20 protein-coding genes and 1 tRNA gene are annotated in these 21,638 nt (G+C 50.7%); 12 read left to right on the plus strand and 9 right to left on the minus strand.

Annotation, left to right across the window (positions count from 1 at the left end):
• Positions 1 to 87: 87 nt before the first annotated feature.
• Positions 88 to 888, plus strand: a complete 801-nt coding sequence (locus tag IMY23_RS06160; protein ID WP_192821247.1) for a DUF4349 domain-containing protein — start codon at positions 88 to 90, stop codon at positions 886 to 888.
• Positions 889 to 942: 54 nt separating this feature from the next.
• Here IMY23_RS06160 and IMY23_RS06165 read toward each other — a convergent pair whose 3' ends face one another.
• A complete protein-coding gene (locus tag IMY23_RS06165; RefSeq protein WP_192821248.1) occupies positions 943 to 2,133 on the minus strand; it encodes a class I SAM-dependent RNA methyltransferase in 1,191 nt (396 codons plus the stop codon).
• Positions 2,134 to 2,462: 329 nt separating this feature from the next.
• On the opposite strand from IMY23_RS06165, the gene murB reads away from it, so the two are divergent.
• Together murB and IMY23_RS06175 are read left to right on the plus strand one after the other, a co-directional pair.
• Entirely contained in the window at positions 2,463 to 3,479 is a 1,017-nt protein-coding gene (gene murB / locus IMY23_RS06170) for a UDP-N-acetylmuramate dehydrogenase (RefSeq protein WP_192821249.1), read from the plus strand.
• 13 nt (positions 3,480 to 3,492) lie between these two features.
• Positions 3,493 to 4,050, plus strand: a complete 558-nt coding sequence (locus IMY23_RS06175; RefSeq protein ID WP_192821250.1) for a hypothetical protein — start codon at positions 3,493 to 3,495, stop codon at positions 4,048 to 4,050.
• Positions 4,051 to 4,133: 83 nt separating this feature from the next.
• Here the strand turns inward: IMY23_RS06175 and IMY23_RS06180 are convergent, their stop codons facing one another.
• The 3 genes from IMY23_RS06180 to IMY23_RS06190 form a co-directional block, all read right to left on the minus strand.
• On the minus strand, positions 4,134 to 6,545 hold the full coding sequence (locus IMY23_RS06180) for an endonuclease MutS2 (RefSeq protein WP_192821251.1): 2,412 nt from the start codon (positions 6,543 to 6,545) through the stop codon (positions 4,134 to 4,136).
• A 360-nt stretch (positions 6,546 to 6,905) separates the two neighbouring features.
• Positions 6,906 to 7,685 carry a TIGR02757 family protein gene (locus IMY23_RS06185; protein WP_192821252.1) on the minus strand — a complete coding sequence of 260 codons (780 nt, stop codon included), beginning with the start codon at positions 7,683 to 7,685 and terminating at the stop codon, positions 6,906 to 6,908.
• A 144-nt stretch (positions 7,686 to 7,829) separates the two neighbouring features.
• Positions 7,830 to 8,849, minus strand: a complete 1,020-nt coding sequence (locus tag IMY23_RS06190) for a LysM peptidoglycan-binding domain-containing protein (protein ID WP_225986424.1) — start codon at positions 8,847 to 8,849, stop codon at positions 7,830 to 7,832.
• A 591-nt stretch (positions 8,850 to 9,440) separates the two neighbouring features.
• Here IMY23_RS06190 and kdsB point away from each other — a divergent pair.
• Positions 9,441 to 10,187 (plus strand): 3-deoxy-manno-octulosonate cytidylyltransferase, encoded by a 747-nt coding sequence (kdsB, locus tag IMY23_RS06195; RefSeq protein ID WP_192821253.1) that lies wholly within the window; start codon positions 9,441 to 9,443, stop codon positions 10,185 to 10,187.
• A gap of 66 nt (positions 10,188 to 10,253) precedes the next feature.
• On the opposite strand, the gene IMY23_RS06200 is transcribed toward kdsB, so the two are convergent.
• The 3 genes from IMY23_RS06200 to gap all read right to left on the minus strand — a co-directional run bounded on the left by IMY23_RS06200 (position 10,254) and on the right by gap (position 12,660).
• Positions 10,254 to 10,598, minus strand: coding sequence for a translation initiation factor (locus IMY23_RS06200; RefSeq protein ID WP_192821254.1), 345 nt, complete (start codon positions 10,596 to 10,598; stop codon positions 10,254 to 10,256).
• Positions 10,599 to 10,607: 9 nt separating this feature from the next.
• Positions 10,608 to 11,501, minus strand: coding sequence for a diacylglycerol kinase family protein (locus tag IMY23_RS06205; protein WP_192821255.1), 894 nt, complete (start codon positions 11,499 to 11,501; stop codon positions 10,608 to 10,610).
• A 160-nt stretch (positions 11,502 to 11,661) separates the two neighbouring features.
• Positions 11,662 to 12,660, minus strand: coding sequence for a type I glyceraldehyde-3-phosphate dehydrogenase (gap, locus tag IMY23_RS06210; protein WP_192821256.1), 999 nt, complete (start codon positions 12,658 to 12,660; stop codon positions 11,662 to 11,664).
• A gap of 179 nt (positions 12,661 to 12,839) precedes the next feature.
• On the opposite strand from gap, the gene IMY23_RS06215 reads away from it, so the two are divergent.
• Positions 12,840 to 12,914 (plus strand) — tRNA-Glu (locus IMY23_RS06215).
• Here the strand turns inward: IMY23_RS06215 and IMY23_RS20295 are convergent.
• The gene (locus IMY23_RS20295; RefSeq protein WP_192823702.1) at positions 12,874 to 14,436 is read right to left on the minus strand and encodes a recombinase family protein; all 1,563 of its coding nucleotides are present in this window, start codon (positions 14,434 to 14,436) and stop codon (positions 12,874 to 12,876) included. The two genes, IMY23_RS06215 and IMY23_RS20295, sit on opposite strands and share 41 nt — an antisense overlap.
• Before the next feature lie 183 nt (positions 14,437 to 14,619).
• Positions 14,620 to 15,321: a VIT family protein gene (locus tag IMY23_RS06225; RefSeq protein WP_192821257.1), complete on the minus strand. Its 702-nt coding sequence runs from the start codon at positions 15,319 to 15,321 to the stop codon at positions 14,620 to 14,622.
• A 387-nt stretch (positions 15,322 to 15,708) separates the two neighbouring features.
• On the opposite strand from IMY23_RS06225, the gene IMY23_RS06230 reads away from it, so the two are divergent.
• From IMY23_RS06230 to IMY23_RS06260, 7 genes are all read left to right on the plus strand, one after another.
• Positions 15,709 to 16,137 (plus strand): thioredoxin family protein, encoded by a 429-nt coding sequence (locus IMY23_RS06230; RefSeq protein ID WP_192821258.1) that lies wholly within the window; start codon positions 15,709 to 15,711, stop codon positions 16,135 to 16,137.
• A gap of 30 nt (positions 16,138 to 16,167) precedes the next feature.
• Positions 16,168 to 17,094: an FAD:protein FMN transferase gene (locus IMY23_RS06235; RefSeq protein ID WP_186631784.1), complete on the plus strand. Its 927-nt coding sequence runs from the start codon at positions 16,168 to 16,170 to the stop codon at positions 17,092 to 17,094.
• Positions 17,094 to 17,321, plus strand: a complete 228-nt coding sequence (locus tag IMY23_RS06240) for a DUF4266 domain-containing protein (RefSeq protein ID WP_186631781.1) — start codon at positions 17,094 to 17,096, stop codon at positions 17,319 to 17,321. Before IMY23_RS06235 ends, IMY23_RS06240 begins: the two co-directional genes overlap by 1 nt.
• A gap of 13 nt (positions 17,322 to 17,334) precedes the next feature.
• Positions 17,335 to 18,546 (plus strand): DUF3570 domain-containing protein, encoded by a 1,212-nt coding sequence (locus IMY23_RS06245; protein WP_192821259.1) that lies wholly within the window; start codon positions 17,335 to 17,337, stop codon positions 18,544 to 18,546.
• A 47-nt stretch (positions 18,547 to 18,593) separates the two neighbouring features.
• Positions 18,594 to 19,445, plus strand: a complete 852-nt coding sequence (locus IMY23_RS06250) for a phosphatase PAP2 family protein (protein WP_192821260.1) — start codon at positions 18,594 to 18,596, stop codon at positions 19,443 to 19,445.
• 347 nt (positions 19,446 to 19,792) lie between these two features.
• Entirely contained in the window at positions 19,793 to 20,083 is a 291-nt protein-coding gene (locus tag IMY23_RS06255) for a DUF983 domain-containing protein (RefSeq protein ID WP_225986595.1), read from the plus strand.
• A gap of 177 nt (positions 20,084 to 20,260) precedes the next feature.
• Positions 20,261 to 21,604, plus strand: coding sequence for a rhodanese-like domain-containing protein (locus IMY23_RS06260; RefSeq protein ID WP_192821262.1), 1,344 nt, complete (start codon positions 20,261 to 20,263; stop codon positions 21,602 to 21,604).
• Positions 21,605 to 21,638 lie beyond the last annotated feature (34 nt).

Genomic DNA, 21,638 nt, shown 5'->3' on the forward strand with positions numbered 1-21,638 from the left:
GCAAACGAACCTTCGTGCTGTTTTATTATCTGGTTTTCAAGGGTTACCATTGGTGGTTGCTGGCATTAAGGCTAAAACCATATGCCTATGAAAACCTTGAAAATCACTGCCTTTCGCCTGCTGATCATGATTGGCCTTGCCAACTTAATGGGGTGCAGCGCTAAGGAGGAACCATTTACCACGGAATCCACAGACGCCGCCGCCTCCACTGATGCAAAATCTGAGGAAGCGTCTGAGCCAAACCCGGAAAAGAAGATTATCAAGAACGCCTCGGTGCGGTTCCAGGTGCAGAACATGGAAACCAGCACCCAGCGCATTGAGCAGGCGGCTAAAAAGCATCAGGCCTTAATTACCAATACCGCCCAGAATATTGCTGGTGATGAACAAACCACCGACTTTGAAATAAGGGTACAACCGCAACAGTTTCTGACACTGTTAGAGGAACTTCAGAAGCAGAGCACCAAACTGGATTACCGCACCCTTTCCACCGATGATGTGACCCTGGAAGTGGTGGATGTGGCGGCCCGCATCAAAGCCAAAAAATTGACGGAGGAACGGTTCATCAGTCTCCTGAAAGAAGCCAAATCTATTGAGGAAATCATGAAGGTGGAATATGAACTGCAGCGAATCAGGGAAGACATTGAACGCGCCGATGCACGCCTGCGGCACATGTCTGACCAAACCAGCTACAGTACCATCAAATTGAGCATTTACCAGATTGTGCCCCTGAGTTTCTCTGAGCGGGTTGGCCTGGGAAGCCGGTTTTACAATGCCTTCGGAACTGGATGGCAGCTGTTTATCTCGCTCTTGGTTGGGGTTTGCTACCTGTGGCCAATTGTCCTGATTTTGATTGGCGTTTGGCTGGCCCGCAGATCTAAACTAGTGTAAAGCAGTTTCCGTTTTCGGGCTCATTTCTGGAAACGAGCCCGAAAACGGAAACTATTACTCTGCTTCCTCAGAAGTTTCTTTCTCTCTTCTGCTGCCGCGGTACAACTCATATTTGAACAAACGGCATTCAATGGGCCCGTTGTATAGCGGAATTCTACGCGAAGGTTTAAGACCAATGTGTTTGGCGGCTTCCAGGTTACCCGTGAAAAGGCAGGCATCCCAATCCTGGAAATTGCTTTTAAGCGTGTCACCAATCATTTTGTAGAGGCCGTTGATTTCAGATTCCTCCCCAATGCGTTCGCCGTAGGGCGGGTTCATCACCAATAACCCTTGCTCCTGTGGCTTGACCGCATCTTTAAAGTCGAGCTCTTTGATTCGCACGTATTGCTCCAGTTCGGCATATTCCAGATTCTGGAAGGCGGCCTCCACAAAGTCAGGATCAATGTCTGAGCCGTATATTTCTAATTCATGGTCTGGTTCTTCTTTGGCGGCTTCGTCTTGAATCACGCGTTGGTGGAGAGCAGCGTCATAATCTGGCCAGCGCATGAAGCCGTAATCCTTCCGGAATTTACCCGGTGCGATATTGTGGGCCAGCATGGCGGCCTCCGCCAGAAACGTACCCGACCCGCACATGGGGTCATACAATGGCGTATTCTTATCCCAACCGCTCAGCATTAATATTCCAGCGGCCAGCACTTCATTGAGCGGGGCCACGTTGGTCTGCTGACGGTAGCCCCGGCGGTGCAGGGAATCGCCGGAGGCGTCCAGGGCCAGGGTCACGATATTCTCATGCATGTGCAGGTTAATGCGCACGTCGGGCGTGGTGACGTCTACGCTGGGGCGCTGGCCGGTGGCGTCTCTGAACTGGTCCACAATGGCGTCTTTGGTGAGTTGCGCCACAAACAAAGAGTGCTCAAACGTGGAGCGCGCCACCACTGCATTAATGGCAAAGGTATGGTTCACATCCAGAAACCGGCTCCAGTCCTGTTCTCGAACCTTCAGGTACAGTTCTTTCTCGTCGCGGGCCTTGAACTGTGCGAAGGGTTTGAGGATTCTGATGGCGGTGCGGCAGCAAAGGTTGGCTTGGTAGAGCAAATATTGGTTGCCGCTGAAGGTGACCGCGCGCACGCCTACTTTCACGTACTGCGCGCCCAAATCACGCAATTCCTGCGCCAACACTTCCTCTAAACCGGCCAGGGTGGTGGCGGTCATGTTAAAATTTCCTGAAGCCTTTGCTTTTGCCATGGGTTGCTGCTTGTGGGGCCGCCGTGCGACCGACTGTTTGGGCCGCAATTTCAACAAATAAACGCCAAGGTGAAAATGAATGACGGCGCGCTTGGCAGAAACCTTAGAATTTCCGTTTTCGGGCTCGTTTCTGAAAATGAAGCCGAAAACGGAAATTCTGTAGAGACGGAAAGCTATGCGCCTTGCGTCTATGAAGCAAAAATGTTGGAATGCGTGCAAGACGCAAGGTATTGAGCCTCTGCCCAATTCAGATAAAAGAGAGCCTACACAAAATCCTTCCAACATTTGGGCGGCTTTGCGTACTTTTGGCCTTTAGATCAGATGACCGCATGGAGATTCAGAGAAACGCCTCGTTGAAAGCCTACAACACCTTCGGGATTGACGCCACTGCCAGCCTTTTGGCCGAATTCACTTCGGTGGAAGAACTGAAAACCTTACTGCAACAGCCTGAGGTGCAACAGCTTCCGTTATTGGTTTTGGGCGGCGGAAGCAACGTGCTTTTAACCCAGGATGTAACTGCGGCGGTGCTCCTGAACAGAATCAAAGGTATCACGCAAACCGCAGAAGGCGAGCACGTGCTGGTGACGGCGGGCAGCGGCGAGACCTGGCATGACCTGGTTTTGTACACCATTGACCAGAATTTGGGAGGCATTGAGAACCTGTCTTTGATACCGGGCACGGTGGGCGCAGCCCCTTTGCAGAACATTGGCGCGTATGGTGTAGAACTGAAAGACACGTTCCATTCTCTGGAGGCTTTGGAGATTGCCACGGGCCAGCTGCATACGTTTACCAAAGAGCAATGCGGGTTTGGCTACCGCGAAAGCATTTTCAAGCGCGAGGCCAAGGGTAAATACATCGTCACTTCGGTTACGCTCCAATTGACCCGTGAAAACCACCGCTACAATACCTCCTACGGCGCTATTACAGATGTACTGTCAGCAAAAGAAGATAAGGAACTGAGTTTGCGTGCCATTAGTGAAGCCGTGTGCCACATAAGAAGAAGCAAATTGCCGGATCCTGCTCAAATTGGAAACGCCGGCTCTTTTTTCAAAAATCCCGAGATTCCGAAAGCCCTGTTTGAGCAACTGAAAACGCAGTACGCAAATTTGCCCGGTTACCCCGTGAGTGAAGAATTGGTGAAAGTTCCGGCCGGCTGGCTGATTGAACAGTGCGGCTGGAAAGGGAAAGTCTTGGGCCAGCACGGCGTGCACAAAGACCAGGCCCTAGTGCTGGTGAACTACGGTGGTGCCACCGGAAATGAAGTGAAGGCCTTGGCCTACGAGATTATAGATTCAGTGAAAGCCAAATTCGGCATTGCGCTCACGCCGGAGGTGAACATTATTTAACCACAAAACGGCCATGCAGACCACCCAGGAACTACTGCAAAAACTAAGCGAAGGCAAACCCGTGGGCAAGGGTTTTGCGGACGACGTGGCTGCTTACATACTACAACAAGGCCCCGAACTGCTTATTGCCCTGTGGCCGGGGTTAACGCACGCCCCTCCTCTTCTCCGGTCCCGGACGGCTCACGTCTTGGAAACCGTGGCCAAACAGAAACCTGAATGGTTGCAGCCTTTTCAGCCAGAAATCTTGCACCAGATGGCGAAACCTGACTTAGATAAAGCGTTTTACTTCCATATTCCACCCATCATGGGCTTGCTAAAATGGCCCGACGAAGACGTAGCGCTGGTGGTGGAACGGCTAGAACACTGGCTTCAGCATATTGACCATCAATTTGTGAAAGTATTCTGCTTGCAATCGCTCACAGATATTTCGGTGCGGCACCCCTGGCTCCGTCACGAAGTAGAGGAACTTATTCACCAACACATGGCCAAAGGCGGAAAAGCCATCAATGCCCGCGGACGCATGTTGTTGAAGACGCTATGGAAATTAGAGATGTTATCGCAAAACCTGTAAACCAAAAAGAGCCAGCTTTTACAGCTGGCTCTTTTCATTTGCGTTTTCGGGCTCATTTCTGAAAACGAGCCCAAAAACGGAATTTACTTCAACACAATCACACTTGCCCCGTCGCCGCCGCGTTCAACAGCTTCATCACTCACGCTGGCCACTTCGCGCAGGGTGCGCACGTAGTCTCTGATCACCTGTTTCAGGATTCCGTTTCCCCGACCGTGGATGATTTTCACTTCGGGCATGCCTAGCATAATGGCATCATCCATGAAATTCATGATGGTGGTCAGGGCATCTTCGGCGTATTTCCCGCGCACGTCAATGGTATGCACAAAGTCAGCCATGCGTTGGGTCACGTCCAGGCCTTTAGTTTGGTTCTGGGCCACCTGGAATTCCTTTTCCTTTTTGGCTTTCTCCTTCACCATGGTCGGGTCAGGGCGCTCCAGTTTTTCCAGCTTCACAATGGTTTTCAGGCCGCCAAAACTCACCTCAGCAGTCTTGCCTTTAATGGCCAACAATTCGCCCACAGAGTCCTGACCAATCAACGCCACGCGCTCGCCAATTTGCAAAGGGCCGGTTTTCACAGAACCGTTCGCTTTCTTGAAGACCGGCTTGGGCTCAGGCGTTAGTTTCTCTCTGAAGGTATCTAATTCCTGCCGCGCTACTTTGGTTTGTTCCTTGTCGGCTTGGCTGCGTTTAATCTGCTCAATGGTGCTCTCAATCTGCTGGTTGGCATCTTTGAGCAACAACTTGGCCTGGCCTTTGGCGGTCCGGATGATGTCTTGCTTGCTTTCTTCCAGGTGCTGCTTGAGGGCGGTGTATTCTTCCACGGCCTTCTTCAGCTTGCGTTCCTGCTTAGCCACGGTAGCATTGAGCGCCTCTAAATCGGTTTTCTCCTGTTCTAGTTGTTCCAGCAGCTTGTCATACCTGATTTTCTCCTTGCCCACCAACGTGCCCGCTTTGTCAATAATATTTTTCGGCAGGCCGATTTTCCGGGCAATCTCCAGCGCAAACGAAGAACCTGGTTTGCCAATCTCCAGTTGGTACAGCGGCTGGAGCTGCGCCGGGTTGTAGCGCATAGCGCCGTTCACAATGCCCGTATTCTTCTCCGCGAAGTTCTTTAAATTGGTATAGTGCGTGGTGATAACCCCAAAAACCTGTTGCTGATGCAGTTGTCCCAGCACAGCTTCGGCAATGGCGCCGCCCAAGGCTGGCTCCGTGCCCGTCCCGAACTCGTCAATCAAAACCAATGATTTCTTACCGGCAAACAGCTGAAACTGCTTCATGTTCTGCAGGTGCGAACTGTACGTACTGAGGTCATTCTCAATGGATTGCTCGTCGCCCATGTCCAGGAACACGTCTTCAAACAAGCCTGCCTCTGAGTTTTCAGCCACCGGAATCAGCAAACCGCACTGGAGCATGTACTGCAGCAAACCCACCGTTTTCATCGCCACCGATTTACCCCCGGCGTTAGGGCCCGAAATCAAGAGAATGCGCTGTTCCTGGTCTAATTCCAGGCTCAACGGAACGGCTTTCTTGCCCTGCGCCTGCAACGTGAGGTGCAAAATAGGGTGCCGGGCATCTTTCCATTTCAACAAGGGGCGTTTGTGCAGCGTAGGCATCAAGGCACCAATTCTATTGGCCAGCACCGCTTTGGCCCTTATGAAATCCAGCAAAGCCAGAAACTGGTAGGCTCTTTTCAACGATGGCAAATGATGCCGCACCTGGTTGGTCACGGCTGTCAACAACCTGATTAACTCGCGGTGGTAGGCGTTTTCCAGGTCCTTGATGTCGTTGTTCAGTTCAAAGACACTTTCAGGTTCCAGGTACACCGTTTGGCCCGTAGCCGATTCATCATGGATCAAGCCTTTGATGCGGCGCTTGAACTCGGCAATCACTGGAATCACCAGGCGGCCACCGCGGACGGTTGGTTCGGCATCGCCAGGGGTCCAGCCTTCATTTTTGGCGTGGCGCAGAATGCTGTTTATGGTTTTGCGCAAGGCGGTTTGCTGTCCAATTAAGTCCCGCTTCACGCGCTGCAATTCCGGCGAGGCGTCTTCTTTCACGTTGCCGTTGTCGTCTACCAATTTCTCCAGCGCAGCCACCAGTTGCCGGTCCACTTCCACATCTTTGGTAAGCGCTTTCAAGGCCGGGTAGGCATTCTCCTCAGATTCCACAAAGAAACCCAGGGCCTGCCGGATGGCGCGCAACGACATTTTTATTTCAAACACGCCCCGCACTTCCAGAAACGCACCTTCCAGAGAAGCCCGGTTCAGGTGCTCAGAGACGTCAAAATAGTAGCTGGACGGAAAGTCTTCGCCGGAGCGCAGGATATGTGCAAATTCATCGGCTTGCTGCAGCAGGCGCTGCACCAAATCAAAACGGTCCAGAAAATGGACGCGCTCCACAAACCGGCGGCCCAACGGGCTCAAACAGGCATCAGACAGCATTTCCCTGATTTGTTGGAAGCCAATCTTCTGCTCAAAATTAGATGGATATATCAAGTGTAGTAATTAGTTATCAGTTGTTCGTTTTCAGGAAATCGTTTTGGCTTCCATTTCACAAATGTAGCCCAAAAACGGGTTTGCCTAGCATTTCAGAACAAGCTCCTGCCCCCTGTTGTTCCAAAGAGGAGGAATTAAATTTATAATGGAAGAATGAATTTAACTTAACATAATTTTATAGATTAAGCTTTAATAGTTCAAAAGTTATTGCTTTACACATTACATTCTGATAAAGAGGTTTGAGGCTGATGCCTAACTGAAGTTGGAAACTTCAGGACATGGATAGGTCCAAGTTGAAAACTTGAACCAGAAAATTTAGATGGAAGTCAAGAAAAAATTAATTCCTACTTCCTAATTCCTTTAAAACTTCTCCTCAATGCCCAGCCCGAACAAAGCGTAATCATATTTAACTGGGTCATCTGGGTCAAAAAGCCTGAGGTTTTGGGTCAGTTCCTCGGCCATAGCCCAGTCTGATTGGGTACGCTGAATCAAGCCCAGGCGGCGGGCCACGCGCTGCACGTGAACATCACAAGGGCATATCAAATCTGCCGCAGGAATGCGGTTCCAAATCCCGAAGTCTACTCCTCTTTCATCATTTCTCACCATCCAACGCAAATACATATTAATACGCTTGCAGGCAGATTTTTTAGCAGGTGTAGAAATGTGTTTGCGGGTGCGGTGAGGAGCTTCAGGCAGCGAGAATACAAGGTTGTAGAAATGCTCCAGCCGCGCTTTCTGGCAAGTGATTGGCGAAGCTGGGTTTCCAAGAAAGGCTTCTTCCAGGCTGTCATGCTGTTCATAGAACCACTTGAAAAAATAGACCAGATACAATAAATCTGTGTCATTGAAGGTGCGGTGCTTAAACCCGAGGAGTTGTTTTAAATCTTCGTCATGGTGCTGAGTAATGAACTGATAAGGCGCGTTGTCCAGGCGCTGGAGCAGTTCATGGCATTTGTTGATGATGGTTTTGCGCTGCCCCCAGGCCAGAATAGCGGCAAAAAAACCGGCAATCTCAATGTCCTGTTTCTGCTGGAACAAATGCGGAACAGACACCGGGTCGTGCGGAATAAAAGCGGGCGTGTTGTAACGCTGGTACCGGTCTTCTAGCAAGGCTTTTACCTGTTCAAAAGAAAATGACATCAATAACGGCAGTTGAAAATAGTTTATAAACGAGCATTCCATCCGGAGTGCAAACCTTGGAAAATCAGAAACAGAAAAGAGGCAAAAAGCGAAATCCAAAGATTACGTTTTTTGCCTCTATATCTCAAATAACGGGTAAAACGCCTATGGCATGTAAGACACTTCAACCCTGAAGCGCTTGTCTACCGCACCAATCTGCTGGCAGGCTTTCTTGGAAAGTTTCACCACCACTTTGTCATTGTCGCCGGTAGAAGGCAGTTTGCCAATCACGCGCACGTACACGGTCTGGTCGTTCTGAGGATTTTTCACGGCCATAATGGTGCCCACTGGAGCAGTTTTATGAAGGGCCAGGAATTTATTGGCATCGGCTTTCTGGTCAATTTGTTCGGCCATGCCGCTTTCATTCACCCTAGACACATACTCAGTGGTCTTGCCGGCAGATTTCTCTTCTGAGGTTTCTGTTTTAGCAGGTTCTGGGGTAGTCTTAACGGTGGCGGTAATTGGTGTGGAAGCCGTGGTCACCGGATTGGTGGTGGCCGTGGTGGTGGTAGCGACCGTAGTTTCCTTGGTGGCGCTTACCGCATCGTCTTTCTCGGGCACGTAAATCTTAGATTTGGCGGCCGCCTGGGCCGGTGCTTTCGCGCCCACACCCACAATCAGGGACTGGCCTACGCTCACGGTATTGTCGGGGAGTTTGTTCCATTTCTTGAGGTCATCTACGGTGACGCCGTGCAATCTTGAGATGGAAAACAGCGTCTGGCGCGGCTGCACTTCATGCTTTTTGTTGCCTTTGTCATCAATCTCGTAGGTTCTGTTGGCGGCTGGGGTACTGGCGGGCGCATCGGCGGGCTTGTTGGCTGGGGCCTGTGCCGTCTTGGCCACGGTAGCCGCCGGCGTTTTCGACAGAATAGGAATCAACACCAACTGGCCTACTATCAAAGACTTCTCAATGTTTTTGTTTACCTCGGTGATTTTGGCCACCGGCACGCCGTACTTCCTAGACAAGGCGTACAGCGTTTCTTTGGGTTCCACTTTATGGGTGATGTACGTTTTGCCGTTCTGCACTTTCACGCCCACAGAATCTCTCACCGCCACCGTGCTCGCCGATGCAGCGCCATAAGACACCAATACACAACCCAGCACAAACACAAATTTCTTCAACATGGTCACTCAATTTTTTAATTCAACTATGGTAAGGCACTTGCAATCCAGACAAATCTACGGTTTCAGGCCGCCAAAAAGGGTTTCCTGCGGCATGCATGAACCCTTTTAGAGCCGTTGAACCGTTTCCTTACGCGCCTCAATTTCCGGGCGAAATCCCAGAGAGGGTGTAAGTTACCAAATTTTTCATGAAACAACCCAATTCCTACTTCCACCCAAAGCCTGTCCTGCCCCCTGATTTCCTTACAATCGTTTGCGTAAAGCGAAAGAAAAAACCAGTTAAGAACTCCAGACAAAGCATTTTTAAAAGGCTCTTACCTATTGGTCGGCTTCGGTTAAAAAGTAAATGTTTCCCGGAACCTGAATTCTAGGTTTTCCGGGGCCGACATTCGCCTCCAGCGCAAGAACCATTCCGTTTTTGGGCTCAATTTCAGAAATGAGCCCGAAAACGGAAAAACGCTGGTTCTCCTTTTTTATGTTCAGCAAAGCGGAAGATTTTATGCAGGGCGGATTTTTCTCAGAAGCCAGATGTGTCCTGCGGCAAAGATTTAATCGTAATTTAGCCCGAAATTCAGTTATCATAATCAATCGCCCATGAAAGCACTTGGCATCATTCCGGCCCGATTTGCGTCTACCCGTTTCCCCGGCAAACCTTTGGTGGACCTGGGTGGAAAATCCATGATTGAGCGGGTGTACGCCCAGGCGAAAAAAGCTAACCTGCAACATGTGGTGGTGGCCACCGATGATACGCGCATTCTGGAACACGTGCTGGCCTTCGGGGGGCAAGCGGTCATGACTTCTGCAGACCACCAAAGCGGCACCGACCGCTGCTATGAAGCCTACACCCAACTGGCCCAGGAGTTTGACGTGGTGGTGAACATTCAGGGCGATGAACCTTTCATTCAGCCGGAGCAGATCAACAAAGTCTTGTCATGTTTTCAGCTGCCCTCGGCGCAGATTGCCACGTTGGTGAAAAAGGTGAAAGACGCGCAGGAACTGTTCAACCCCAACAGTCCCAAAGTAGTCTTGGGCGCGCAGCAGCAGGCCTTATATTTCAGTCGGCACCCAATCCCGTATTTGCGCGGGTATGATCAACAAGAATGGCTGGAGAAACACAGTTATTTCAAGCACATTGGTATTTACGGCTACAGAACCAGCGTGCTGGCGCAACTGACCCAACTGGCTCCTACCCTGCTGGAGAAGGCCGAATCTCTGGAACAGTTACGCTGGCTGGAGCACGGTTTCACCATCATTACCGCTGAAACCGATTTAGAGACGCTGGGAATTGACACGCCCCAGGACATGGAAAAAGCTCTGAACTTTCTGCAGAATCAAAAATAAAATTCCTGTTTTCGGGCTCATTTCCAGAAATGAGCCCGAAAACAGGAATCGGCAACACTTGCAAAATCAACCGCCCGCTTTTTTGGCTTTGTAGCCTAAGTCCAGGAGCAGTTGCAGCACTTTGTCCCGGAAGTCGCCCTGAATGGTGATTTCGTTTTCTTTGGCGCTGCCGCCCACCCCGCATTTGGTTTTCAGGGTTTTGCCTAAGGTTTGCAGGTCTTCGTCCTGGCCAATAAAACCCGTAATTAACGTCACTTGTTTACCGCCGCGGGACTTTTTGTCTAGCTGCACGCGCAGGTTCTGCTGCTGAGGCGGCAAGGTTTGCACCACTTCGTCCTGCTGGTAATCATAGGTAAAATCTGGGTTGGTGGAGAAGACAATACCCTCGCGCTGTTTCTTGTTTTTGCTCATGGCGGTAACTTAAAAGGGGGCCACTACTTCTAAAGAGGCCGGCGATAATTGAATGTTAAACGAAGTGGCCTCGCCCATGTATTCCCCATCGGCGTGGAAATGCTGGGCTTCGGGGCTCTCCACCTCAATGGTGGAACAGGTGTGGAACTCGGCCAGGCTGGAATTGGCAATCTGCTTGGTCAACAGTCCGTAGCCCAACTGAATGGCCTCTGCCACGCCCACGTGCCTGATCAAACAGATGTCCAGCAAGCCGTCCTGAATGTTGGCCATGGGCGCAATGTAGGCGTTGTTGCCGTACTGTGACGCATTCCCGAACGCCACCACAAAAAAGTCGGAGGTCAGTTCTTTGCCATTCACCCGCACCGTAGCTGGCTTGGCCGAAAAGCTGGTAAACTCCCTGATGATCAACTGAATGTAACTGCTGAGCCCGCGCTTGGCACTCTTCGCGAACACAGAACTGATAAGACCGTCAAAACCAATACCAGCCGTGCAGAAAAAGGCATGGCCGTTAATGTTACAGGTGTCTATCTTCCCGAAAGATGGTTGGTTCAGCAGTTCCAGCGCCTGCGGTAGGACCAACGGAATGCCCAGGTGCCGCGCCAACCCGTTGCCGGAGCCCTTCGGTAAAATACCCAGCGCCGCTGAGGTGCCCAAAACACCCCGGGCTACTTCATTGACGGTCCCGTCGCCGCCCACGGCTACCACCAACCTAGCACCGGCCTCCGCGGCCTTCCGGGCTAGTTCCGGCGCATGGTCGGCCCGTTCAGTGAAGACAATTTCAGGCGTCCAACGGGTGGTGTCTAGTTTTTCATGGATGAGCGCCGGCACATCTACGCTGCTCTTCACCCCAGACTTTGGGTTAAGGATGAAACAGGCTTTCTCTGGTTGGGTGGAATTTGTCATACAACGCGGGTCACGCAGGGCTCAAGGCTACGCTGGTTTTTTCTGTTCTACTGGTTTTGCCAGTAAAAGGAGAAGCCCAAGCGGCCATCAGGTAAAAATACACAAAAAAAGTGGTGCCACCGGACGGCAGCACCACTTGCAATATTATTTCTTTACCAGATTAAGCGCCTAAACGCTCAATTAAGTCAGCGGCGCGGTTAGAATATCCGGCCTCGTTGTCATACCATCCCACCACTTTCACCAACGTGCCGCTGGCCGAAGTCAAGCCGGAGTCAAAGATGCACGAGTGCGTGTTGCCCACAATGTCAATAGACACAATCTCATCCTCAGTGTATTCCAGAATGCCTTTCATTGGGCCTTCAGCGGCGGCTTTCATGGCGGCGTTGATCTGCTCTTTGGTGGCTTCTTTCTTCAGGATAACTGTTAAATCCGTCAAAGAACCATCCGGAATAGGCACGCGCATGGCAATCCCGTCTAGTTTACCGTTCAAATGCGGCAACACCAAACCTACGGCTTTTGCAGCCCCGGTTGAGGTGGGCACAATGGAATACGCGGCCGCACGGGCTCTGCGTAAATCTGAGTGCGGCGCATCTTGCAGGTTCTGGTCTGCGGTGTACGCGTGCACTGTGGTGATGTAGCCTTTCTCAATACCGAAGGCCTCGTCCAACACTTTCGCCATGGGCGCCAGGCAGTTGGTGGTACAGGAAGCGTTAGACACAATGGTTTCATTGCCCGTCAAGATTTCCTCGTTCACGCCCAATACCACGGTTGGGATGTTGCCTTTGGCCGGGGCCGAAATTACCACTTTTTTGGCACCAGCCTCTAAGTGGCCACCTGCGCCTTTCTCGTCTACAAAACGGCCGGTAGACTCCAATACCACGTCTACGTTCAGCTTGCCCCAAGGCAGGTTCTTCGGCTCGCGCTCGGCGTATACCTCAATGCGCTGACCGTTCACAGTGATGCTGTTCTCATCGGCGGTCACGGTGCCGTTGAAGCGGCCATGTACCGAGTCATATTTCAGTAAGTGCGCCAACGTAGCGTTGTCAGTCAGGTCATTGATAGCGACCAATTCCACGTTTTCGCGCTCAATCAGGGTCTTAAAGGTAAGACGGCCTATGCGGCCGAAGCCGTTGATGGCTACTCTTATTTTCTTAGACATGTTCAATTAGGTTTAAATGCACATTTAACAGGGGCAAGTTACGGGATACTGCAGGCAAAACAAACTAAAAATTTTGGGGCTCATTCAGAGCATTTTACCTCCATACGGGCAATTATTTTAAAAGTGGGGGTTGGCAAATAAAAAAGAGCCTTCTATATTTGCACCACCAACACCAAAACGGTCCGTTCGTCTAGGGGTTAGGACACCAGATTTTCATTCTGGTAACAGGGGTTCGATTCCCCTACGGACTACCAAAGCGGAAGAATTCTCTCCAACAGAGTTCTTCCGCTTTTTCTTTTGAGTCAACTCCCTGTTTACCAGAAACATAAGCTCCGCCGCCTCGTTCACCCCCTCAGTTCGATGTGCTTTCCCGTCGAAGGTGATCTTTCCGGGGAAGATCGAACTCACCAGCCTCCTCTTCCCCTCAACCGGCGCGTTCCGGTAGACTGCTTCCAAATCCGAGAAATTGCCCACCACCTCGTCCAGCAGCGTTTCTATGGGCTTGGCCGGTCTGCCCTTCGCAGGCAAGTCCGCCAACTTGGCCTCCAGCCTGGCCATCTTTTCTTTGCAATCTTTCTTTATCTCCCTGAAATCATCCGCGTCGATCTCCTCCAGCAGCAGCCTTTTCCTGGCCGCAGTCAGCAGCCGCTCCTGCTCCCCTATCTGCTCGATCACTAGTTTCCGCTCCTCCTTCTCATCCGATCCCCTTGAGGAGAATACGTCCTTCACCACCTTCCGGAAGAGCTCCGCCGCCCCGGGGTTAAGCTGGAACCGGGCCAGCTCCCGCTCGAAGGCCGCGTTCACCTCCCCCGCCCGGAAGCGCACCCCGCACTCGGAGGAGCAATGGTAGTAGTGGTAGTAGCCGCCCATTCCCTTCGAGGCGCTGCCGGTGAGCATGCGCGTGCAGAGGGGGCAGGAGAGGAAGCCCCTCAGGGGCATCGCCTCCGGCGAGCATACCTTCGTGCCCTGGGGCCTGCTGTTCCCGTCCAGGATGTCCTGCACCTGAAGGAACAGGGACTCGGGGATGATGGGCTCGTGCTGGCCTTTTGCTGTTGTGGCCTCCTCCCCACCGTAGGCCGCCACCGGCACCAGCCCGCAGTAGACGGGGTTCCTTATGATCTTCCAGAAGTTGCTGCGCTCGCACTTCAGCCCCCTGGCGTTGGCCATCTTGCGTATCTGGTCGGCCGCGTACACCCCTTTTGCAAGCTCTTGGAACACCCATTCCATGATTTTTGCCTCCGGCTCCTTCGGGGCGATGTACTTCCTGCCGTCCTCCCTGACTTTGTTGGCGTAGCCGATGGGGGCGGCGCCCATCCACCTCCCCTCCTTGCGGGCCCTACGCATGCCGTGCAGCACGTTCAGCGCCCGCCGGTCGTTCTCCACCTCGGGTGCGGCCAGGTAGATGGCCAGCATCATCTTGTTCTCTGGCACCGCCAGGTCCAGCGGCTGCTCCACGGCCTGCGGCTCCACCCCCATCCTTTTCAGGGTGGTGAGCATCCCGTAGGCGTCGCCCGCGTTCCGGCTGAAGCGGTCCCACTTTGTGAACAATACCAGATCCGGCCTTGAGCCCTTGGATTCCCTGAGCCTCCTGAGCATCGCCGACCAGGCGGGACGCTCAAAGGTCTTGGCCGAGTGGTCCTCGAGGATCACCTGCCCTATCTGTATGCCGTTCTTTTCGCAATGCCGCTCTAGTACCTCCTGCTGGCTCCGCTGGGAGTAGCCTTTGTCGGCCTGCTCGTCGGTGCTTACTCTTATATAAAGAATCGCTGTCTTCATGCCTCTACCTATTGATCCATAGACAATTTAGCCAAAATCAACCAGAAAATGATATATAGAATTGAATATAAATCACAATAGAACTAATATAAAAGTAGGTTCATAAATTACATTATGTTAAGTAATAAACTTGTAGAGATGTTAGAAACAAATTGGGTTCCTTTATATTCTTGAAATTTAAGACTAAACATTAATGCCAAAAATGTATCCAACAAACGCGGACAAACCCATTGCGATCGTTCCCCAAACTACTATTCTCACTACTGCCTTGCGCTTGCTAGAACCTCCTGTTTTGGCAGAAACAGCCCCAAGGGCAATTAGTGATAAAATGGTAAAGCCGTATAGGAAATACTCCATGTTATAAACCGGCGCGAAGATTGTCACCAATAAGGGCAAAAGTCCACCCACCATAAAAGCCGCACCCGAGGCAAAGGCCGCCTGTATCGGATTAGCCTGGCTCAACTCGTTAATCCCCAACTCATCACGCACGTGTGTTGCCAATGCGTTTGTTTCTGTTAATTCTTTTGCAACCTGCAAGGCAGTTTCTTTCTTTAACCCCCTTCTCTCATAGATCTCCGCAAGTATCCTCAGTTCAGCCTCTGGCATTGCCTCCAGTTCCTGCCTTTCCCTTTCAATGTCGGCTTTTTCAATATCAGTCTGTGAACCTACCGAAACATATTCTCCTGCTGCCATGGATAATGCACCGGCCACTAGTCCGGCAACCGTTGCCAAGAGAATCGGGTCTCTGGACGTGCTTGCAGCCGCTATGCCAATGGCAAGACTTGAAACCGATATAATCCCATCATTTGCCCCTAGAACGGCGGCCCTCAACCAATTGCTTCTGTGTATGTAATGGCTGTCTAAATAATTATCTATGGTTATCATTTTCTTACTCCTAGTATGTTTTCAAAATTTACTGCCAGCCACTGAATGAAAGTAAAATAAAATTACCCGCATTAGGGCTACCCTCTCTTACGCCTCTTGACAGGATTGAAGCTATAGTATAGGTAAAATCTAATAATTACGAAGATTTATGAAGCCTAGAAATTTAGGGATTAGCCTTGGTTTTTTCCTGATTTGAAGATAGCACCCCAAAAACATTCTCTTGGCACTTTTTTATAATCAATTACTTTTTTGACATTTTTTCCACACGTTTTCTCGAACCCCTTAAAATGATTTCTTAGAAGCAGGCCAGGAACCAATTGAGGCATGGTATTTGTCTTTAGAATAGAAGACTGCTACATTTAACATCTTCCACGTAACTTAAAAGCCATGAACTTACTTATTATTTTATTGAGCATCTTTTCCCTTTCGGGCAATCCAGCTTGGTTAAAGGATATAGAGCAGGCAAAAAAAATCTCCCATGATAGCCATAAGTACATCTTGGTCAACTTTTCCGGCTCTGACTGGTGCGGACCTTGCATTAAGTTAGAGAAGCAGATTTTTGAGGATCCGCAGTTCCAGAAATTCGCTGAGGGGAACTTAGTTCTGCTAAACGCCGACTTTCCCAGGTTGAAGAAAAACCAGCTGGACAAGGCACAGATGAGCTTAAATGAAAAATTGGCTGAACAGTATAACAAAAGCGGTATTTTTCCTTTAACATTACTGTTAGACGAAAACGGCAAGGTGGTGAAGAAATGGGAAGGAATTCCCGCTAAAGACGCCCCGGCCTTTATAGCGCAACTAAAAGCCACAAAATAAGTGAACAAATCGGATTCCCCATCAGTACACATGCCGCAATTATTTAGGCGGGTACAGAAGCTGATGGGGAATCGGTTTGAATTGACGGTAGCCAGCGCTGGCAAACAAGAGGCAGATGCCGCCATTGACGAAGCCATTGCCGAGATCCAGCGCGTAGAAAGGCTGCTCACCACCTATTCTGATACCAGCGATACCCACCACATAAACGCCATGGCGGGTATTGCGCCCGTCGTTCCCTCTCCAGAGGTATATGAGCTCGTCCAGCGGTCTATCCGTATATCCGAATTAACCCAGGGTGCTTTCGATATCACCTATGGCGGGGTAGACACGAGCCTCTGGAACTTTGACCCAACCATGACAGCGCTGCCTTCGAAGGAAGTCGCACAATCGTCCATAAGGCTTGTTAATTATCATAACATCCTCCTCAACCCACAGGACAAAAGCGTTTTCCTGAAGCACCAAGGCATGCGTATCGGGTTTGGCGGCATCGGGAAAGGCTATGCCGCTGAACGGGCTAAACACGTTTTACAGAAATCGAAGATCCACAGCGGCATTGTGAATGCCGCAGGAGACCTTAGTGCCTGGGGGCTCCAACCCGACGGCCGACCCTGGACCATTGGCATCGCGGACCCTGACGCCAAGCACCAGCCCTTCTCGCAACTTAATATCTCCAACATGGCGGTGGCTACCTCGGGCAATTACGAGAAGTTCGCCATCATCGGCGGAAAAAAATACAGCCACACGATCAACCCAAAAACCGGATTGCCCGTTACAGGTATCAAGAGCGTCACGATCCTATGCCCTAACGCAGAATTGGCTGACGCCATGGCTACACCTGTTATGGTCATGGGGGTAAAAGTGGGCTTAGACCTCGTTAATCAGATGAAGGACATCGCCTGCCTCATAGTAGATGATGACAACCACGTACACTGCTCTAAAAATATAAGGCTTAACTAATGGATGCAAGAACCAGAATTTGCGCAAGGCTCCTATTGCTATTCACGGCAGGGAGCCTTTTCTCGTGCCAGACGGTGCATGAATACAACAAGATGTACCTGAATGACGCTGAGATGGTCTTGAACGCCCGTAAGGTGCAGAAAACAGAGTTGAATTTCCTGTTATACCGTGAGGGTGCCTCCGGGGCTAATGGCGGAAAGACAGGAGGCGGCTGCGGCTGTAACTAAGAAATTTAAAAAGATGCAGAAAATCTACTTGCACGCCTCACTGTTCTTCCTGACCATTCTCAGTTCTTTTGGCCAGACCACCGCACCGGACAGCATTGCCTTCAAAAGCCGCAAACTCAAAACCCAGGAGATCAATTTCGTCTCCAGCTACTACACCCAGGACGGTAATAATTCCGCAGTGACGGGCGGCATTGGCACTGAGAAGCTTACCGACGTAGCCACCACCTTTGACATCACCATGGCTAAAGGGGATGCCCAGAATAGGCTGCACTCCTTTAGGCTGGAAGTAGGGTTTGACCATTACTCCTCGGCTTCCTCTGATCTGATTGACCCTTCCACTATTTCATCTGCCAGCGCGGCAGACAACCGTATCTACCCTTCCCTGTCCTGGGTGATGCAGGATGACGCGAAAGGCTATTCTATGGGCGCGGGAATTTCTATTTCCACTGAGTATGACTACTTCTCCAAGGGTGTGAACGTGAACTTCGCCAAGTTGTCCAAAGACCGTAATCGCGAGGTGGGCTTATCTTTGAGTGCCTTCCTCGATTCGTGGAGCATGATCTACCCCATTGAACTAAGAACAATAGAAACTCCATCGGGCCCGGTAGCCAACCCTGATGCGGGGGGAACCAATCCACGTAATTCCTATAACGGCTCTATCTCCCTGGCCCAGGTTATCAATAAACGCTTGCAGGCTTCGGTGATGTTGGATTTGGCGTACCAGACGGGCCAATTGGCCACGCCCTACCAAAGGGTGTATTTCACAGATAATTCGGTTAATGTAGAGAAGCTGCCCGACACCCGCGTTAAAATCCCGGTGGCCATACGTCTGAATTACTTTGCCACTGACCGCATCTTAGTGAAGAGCTTTTACCGTTTCTACTCAGACGATTGGGGCATCTTGGCGCATACCGCTGAGGTGGAACTACCCTACAAGCTGACACCCTTCCTATCGATTTCTCCCTTTTACCGGTTCTACACCCAGTCTGCCGCAGATTATTTCGCCCCCTATAAAGAACATACCGCCCAACAAGAGTTCTATACCAGTGACTATGATTTGTCCGGGTTCGCCAGCCACCTATTTGGCTTGAACCTTCGTTACAATTCGGCAGACGGGATTCTGGGCGTTAGTAAGCTGAACACCTTGGAACTGCGCTATGACCATTATAACCGAGACACGGGCTTAGTGGCAGACGCTATTGCGTTGGCGGTGACTATAAAATAATTTTACACGCTAGATTACTTATAAAGCTTGGCATTTATTGGTGGAAAATGAAATTGGTAACTATAAGGGTCATCTTTCTGTTGGTGTTGTTTTGCAATTTATCTGGACATGCCCAATCTGGCGCGTCTATCGTTGCAAAACAAGACACGTTACCGATGGCACTTTCTTCCTCAGATTCAACCCGCGCAGATTTTCATATATCAAAGTTCTCCCCGACAGTTAAAGTTACTGGCGCTGTTTTGGCTGGTGCTTCCCTTTGGATTGCCACATATGCCTGGATAGACGAACCGCTTCAGAAACACATGCAGAGCCATAGGGCTCAAACACTAGATGCTGTTGCGCGGGTGGTAGAGCCGATGGGTAGGCAGAGACTACTTTTGCCAATTACAGGGACTACGGCATTGGTTGGGTTTGCCTTGGGCAACCCTAACCTAAGAAAAGTGGGGTCGGTATCTTTTACCAGTTTACTTATCACGGGAGGACTTACGGGTCTCATTAAAAACCAGGTGCACCGTTACCGGCCCAGCGAAACCGATGAGAACCATTTTTATGACTGGGGCATGGCGGTCTCAGAGAATACTTCTTTTCCCTCATCACATACCACGGTCGCCTTTGCAGTGGCCACGTCCGTAGCCTCCGTGTATGGTAAGGAACACCCGCTGATTCCCCCCCTGGCCTATGGCACGGCGACGCTCGTGGGGCTATCACGCATCAATGATAATGCCCATTGGGCCACGGATATCATGGCGGGTGCCGCCTTAGGCTATGTTTCTGCTAAAGGCTCTTTGCTTCTGTATAATCTGGCTGAAAGAAAATTAAAGAAGGGAAAAGGTAAACTAACTGCGGTGCCTAATCTTGGATCTAACTCAGCCTCTTTTTACTTCTCATTGACTTTTTGACAAAAATCCTAATTTGTGCCCATTGACTCTTATTTTTATTCACCAGTCATCACTAAGTAGTTGGGCACCCCATCTTTGTAATTCGCCTAGGGACCAACTATGGCTTCATTGAATATCGCCCCTTTTTAATACTATATAAGGTCCCCCCCCTTGCTCAAAATATGTAACTTGAGTCACAGACTTCTCCCTAGTCTTATAATAGCTTTGTAGGACTCTTTACAGTAAACCACAAAGCCATGAACCAAGAGAGATCATTACTGTATTCCTTGGCCAAGTCCAAATGTCCCAGATGCCGGGAGGGCGACATGTTTCCTAAGGCCACTTTGTATTCAACCAAATTTGCAGCCATGCGAGAATACTGCACCTGCTGCGGCCAATCGTTTGAGCCGGAGCCGGGATTCTATTACGGAGCTATGTATGTAAGCTTCGCACTGAATGTAGGACTGTTTCTTGTCACGCTGTTTCTTCTTTCCCTATTTGTGGAGGAAGTGACCATGGGGATGCTAATAGGTTTGATCCTGGTTACATCATTGGGCATGCTACCTGTTTTCTTCAGATTGGCGCGGCTCCTTTGGATTAACATATTTGTTAAGTATGAAGGTCCTTCCACCCAAATCCCTCAAAAGTCCCACATCTAGTAAAACGGAAGGTTAATGATATTTAAAACTGGCGTTTAGCTAGACACTATTGTTACCCTTATCTATTAATCTAAAAACCTTGCCATAGGGATATTTGCTTGTGTAACCAAAGTCACTGAACGCCTTATATCTATGCTCTACCTTTGTGTCATCCTCTAACATAAAAGACGAAGCACCATGAAAATACAGCAGTTTGAAGACAAAGGATTGGCGCATTACTCATACGCCATCTTAAGCGAATGCCAGAAAGAGATTGTCTTGGTAGACCCTGCCAGAAATCCCCAGCAATACTATGACTACGCTACCCAGCACGGAGCCAAGATTGTAGGTGTGATAGAAACCCATCCCCACGCCGACTTCGTGAGTTCGCATCTGGAGATTCATGAGAAGACCGGCGCTATTATTTACGCCCACAGCCTGGTAGGCGCAGACTATCCGCACCAAGCCTTTGACGAGGGCGCGGTGCTGGAAATCGGAAAGGTAAAACTGAAGTCGCTGCACACGCCTGGTCACTCCCCTGACAGCATCAGTGTGGTGCTGGAGCATGAGGGCAAGGACAACGCCTTCTTCACCGGTGATACCCTGTTCATTGGCGACGTGGGCCGCCCGGACCTTCGGGAGAATGCCGGCAACCTCACCGCCAAGCGCGAGGAACTGGCCCGGCAGATGTACCACAGCACCCGCGAGAAACTGATGAAGCTAGCCGATGACGTGGTGGTGTACCCCGCGCACGGCGCCGGCACGCTATGCGGTAAAGCCCTCAGCGAAGCCAACAGCAGTACCATCGGCGATGAGAAGTTCAGTAACCCGGCCCTGAAGGAAATGACCGAAGACCAGTTTGTGACCTATCTCACCGCTGACCAGCCGTTCATTCCCAAATACTTTGGGTATGATGTGGGCTTAAACAAGCAGGGCGCACCCAACTACCAGCAGAGCGTACAGGCCGTGAAGCGTCTGGGGAAGAATTTCAGCCCGGAGGAAGGTGCCTTGATCATAGATGCGCGTCCGCAAGGGGACTTCAAGGAAGGACATCTGGCGGGAGCCTTTAACATCCAGAACGGCGGCAAGTTCGAGACCTGGCTGGGAAGTATCGTGGACCCCAAGGAAACCTTTTACCTGGTAGCCCAGGATGACAAGACCTTGGAGGAGCTGATTGACAAGGCCTCCAGGATTGGCTATGAAAGCAAGATAAGAGGAGCGTTTGTATTGGAGGGGAAAGCTTCGGTTACCTCACCCAAGATAGATGCCACTGCCTTCAAAGAAAACCCGGGCAAGTACACTGTTGTGGACATCAGGAACGCCTCAGAGGTAAAGGAAAAGCAGTACTTTGCCCATGCCCTCAATATTCCGTTGCCGGAGCTACGGGACCGTGCCCAGGAAATCCCCACCGGCAAACCCGTAGTCATTCACTGCGCCGGCGGCTACCGGTCAGCGGCCGGAAGTAGCATTGTGGAAGCAGAATTTCCTATAGCCAAGGTGCTGGATTTGAGCGAGGCCATCAACCAGTTTAGTTCTTTGTAAGCATCGATTTACTATCCATAAGAAAGCCGGCACT

It is taken from the genome of Rufibacter sp. LB8 (assembly GCF_014876185.1).
Taxonomy (GTDB): domain Bacteria; phylum Bacteroidota; class Bacteroidia; order Cytophagales; family Hymenobacteraceae; genus Nibribacter.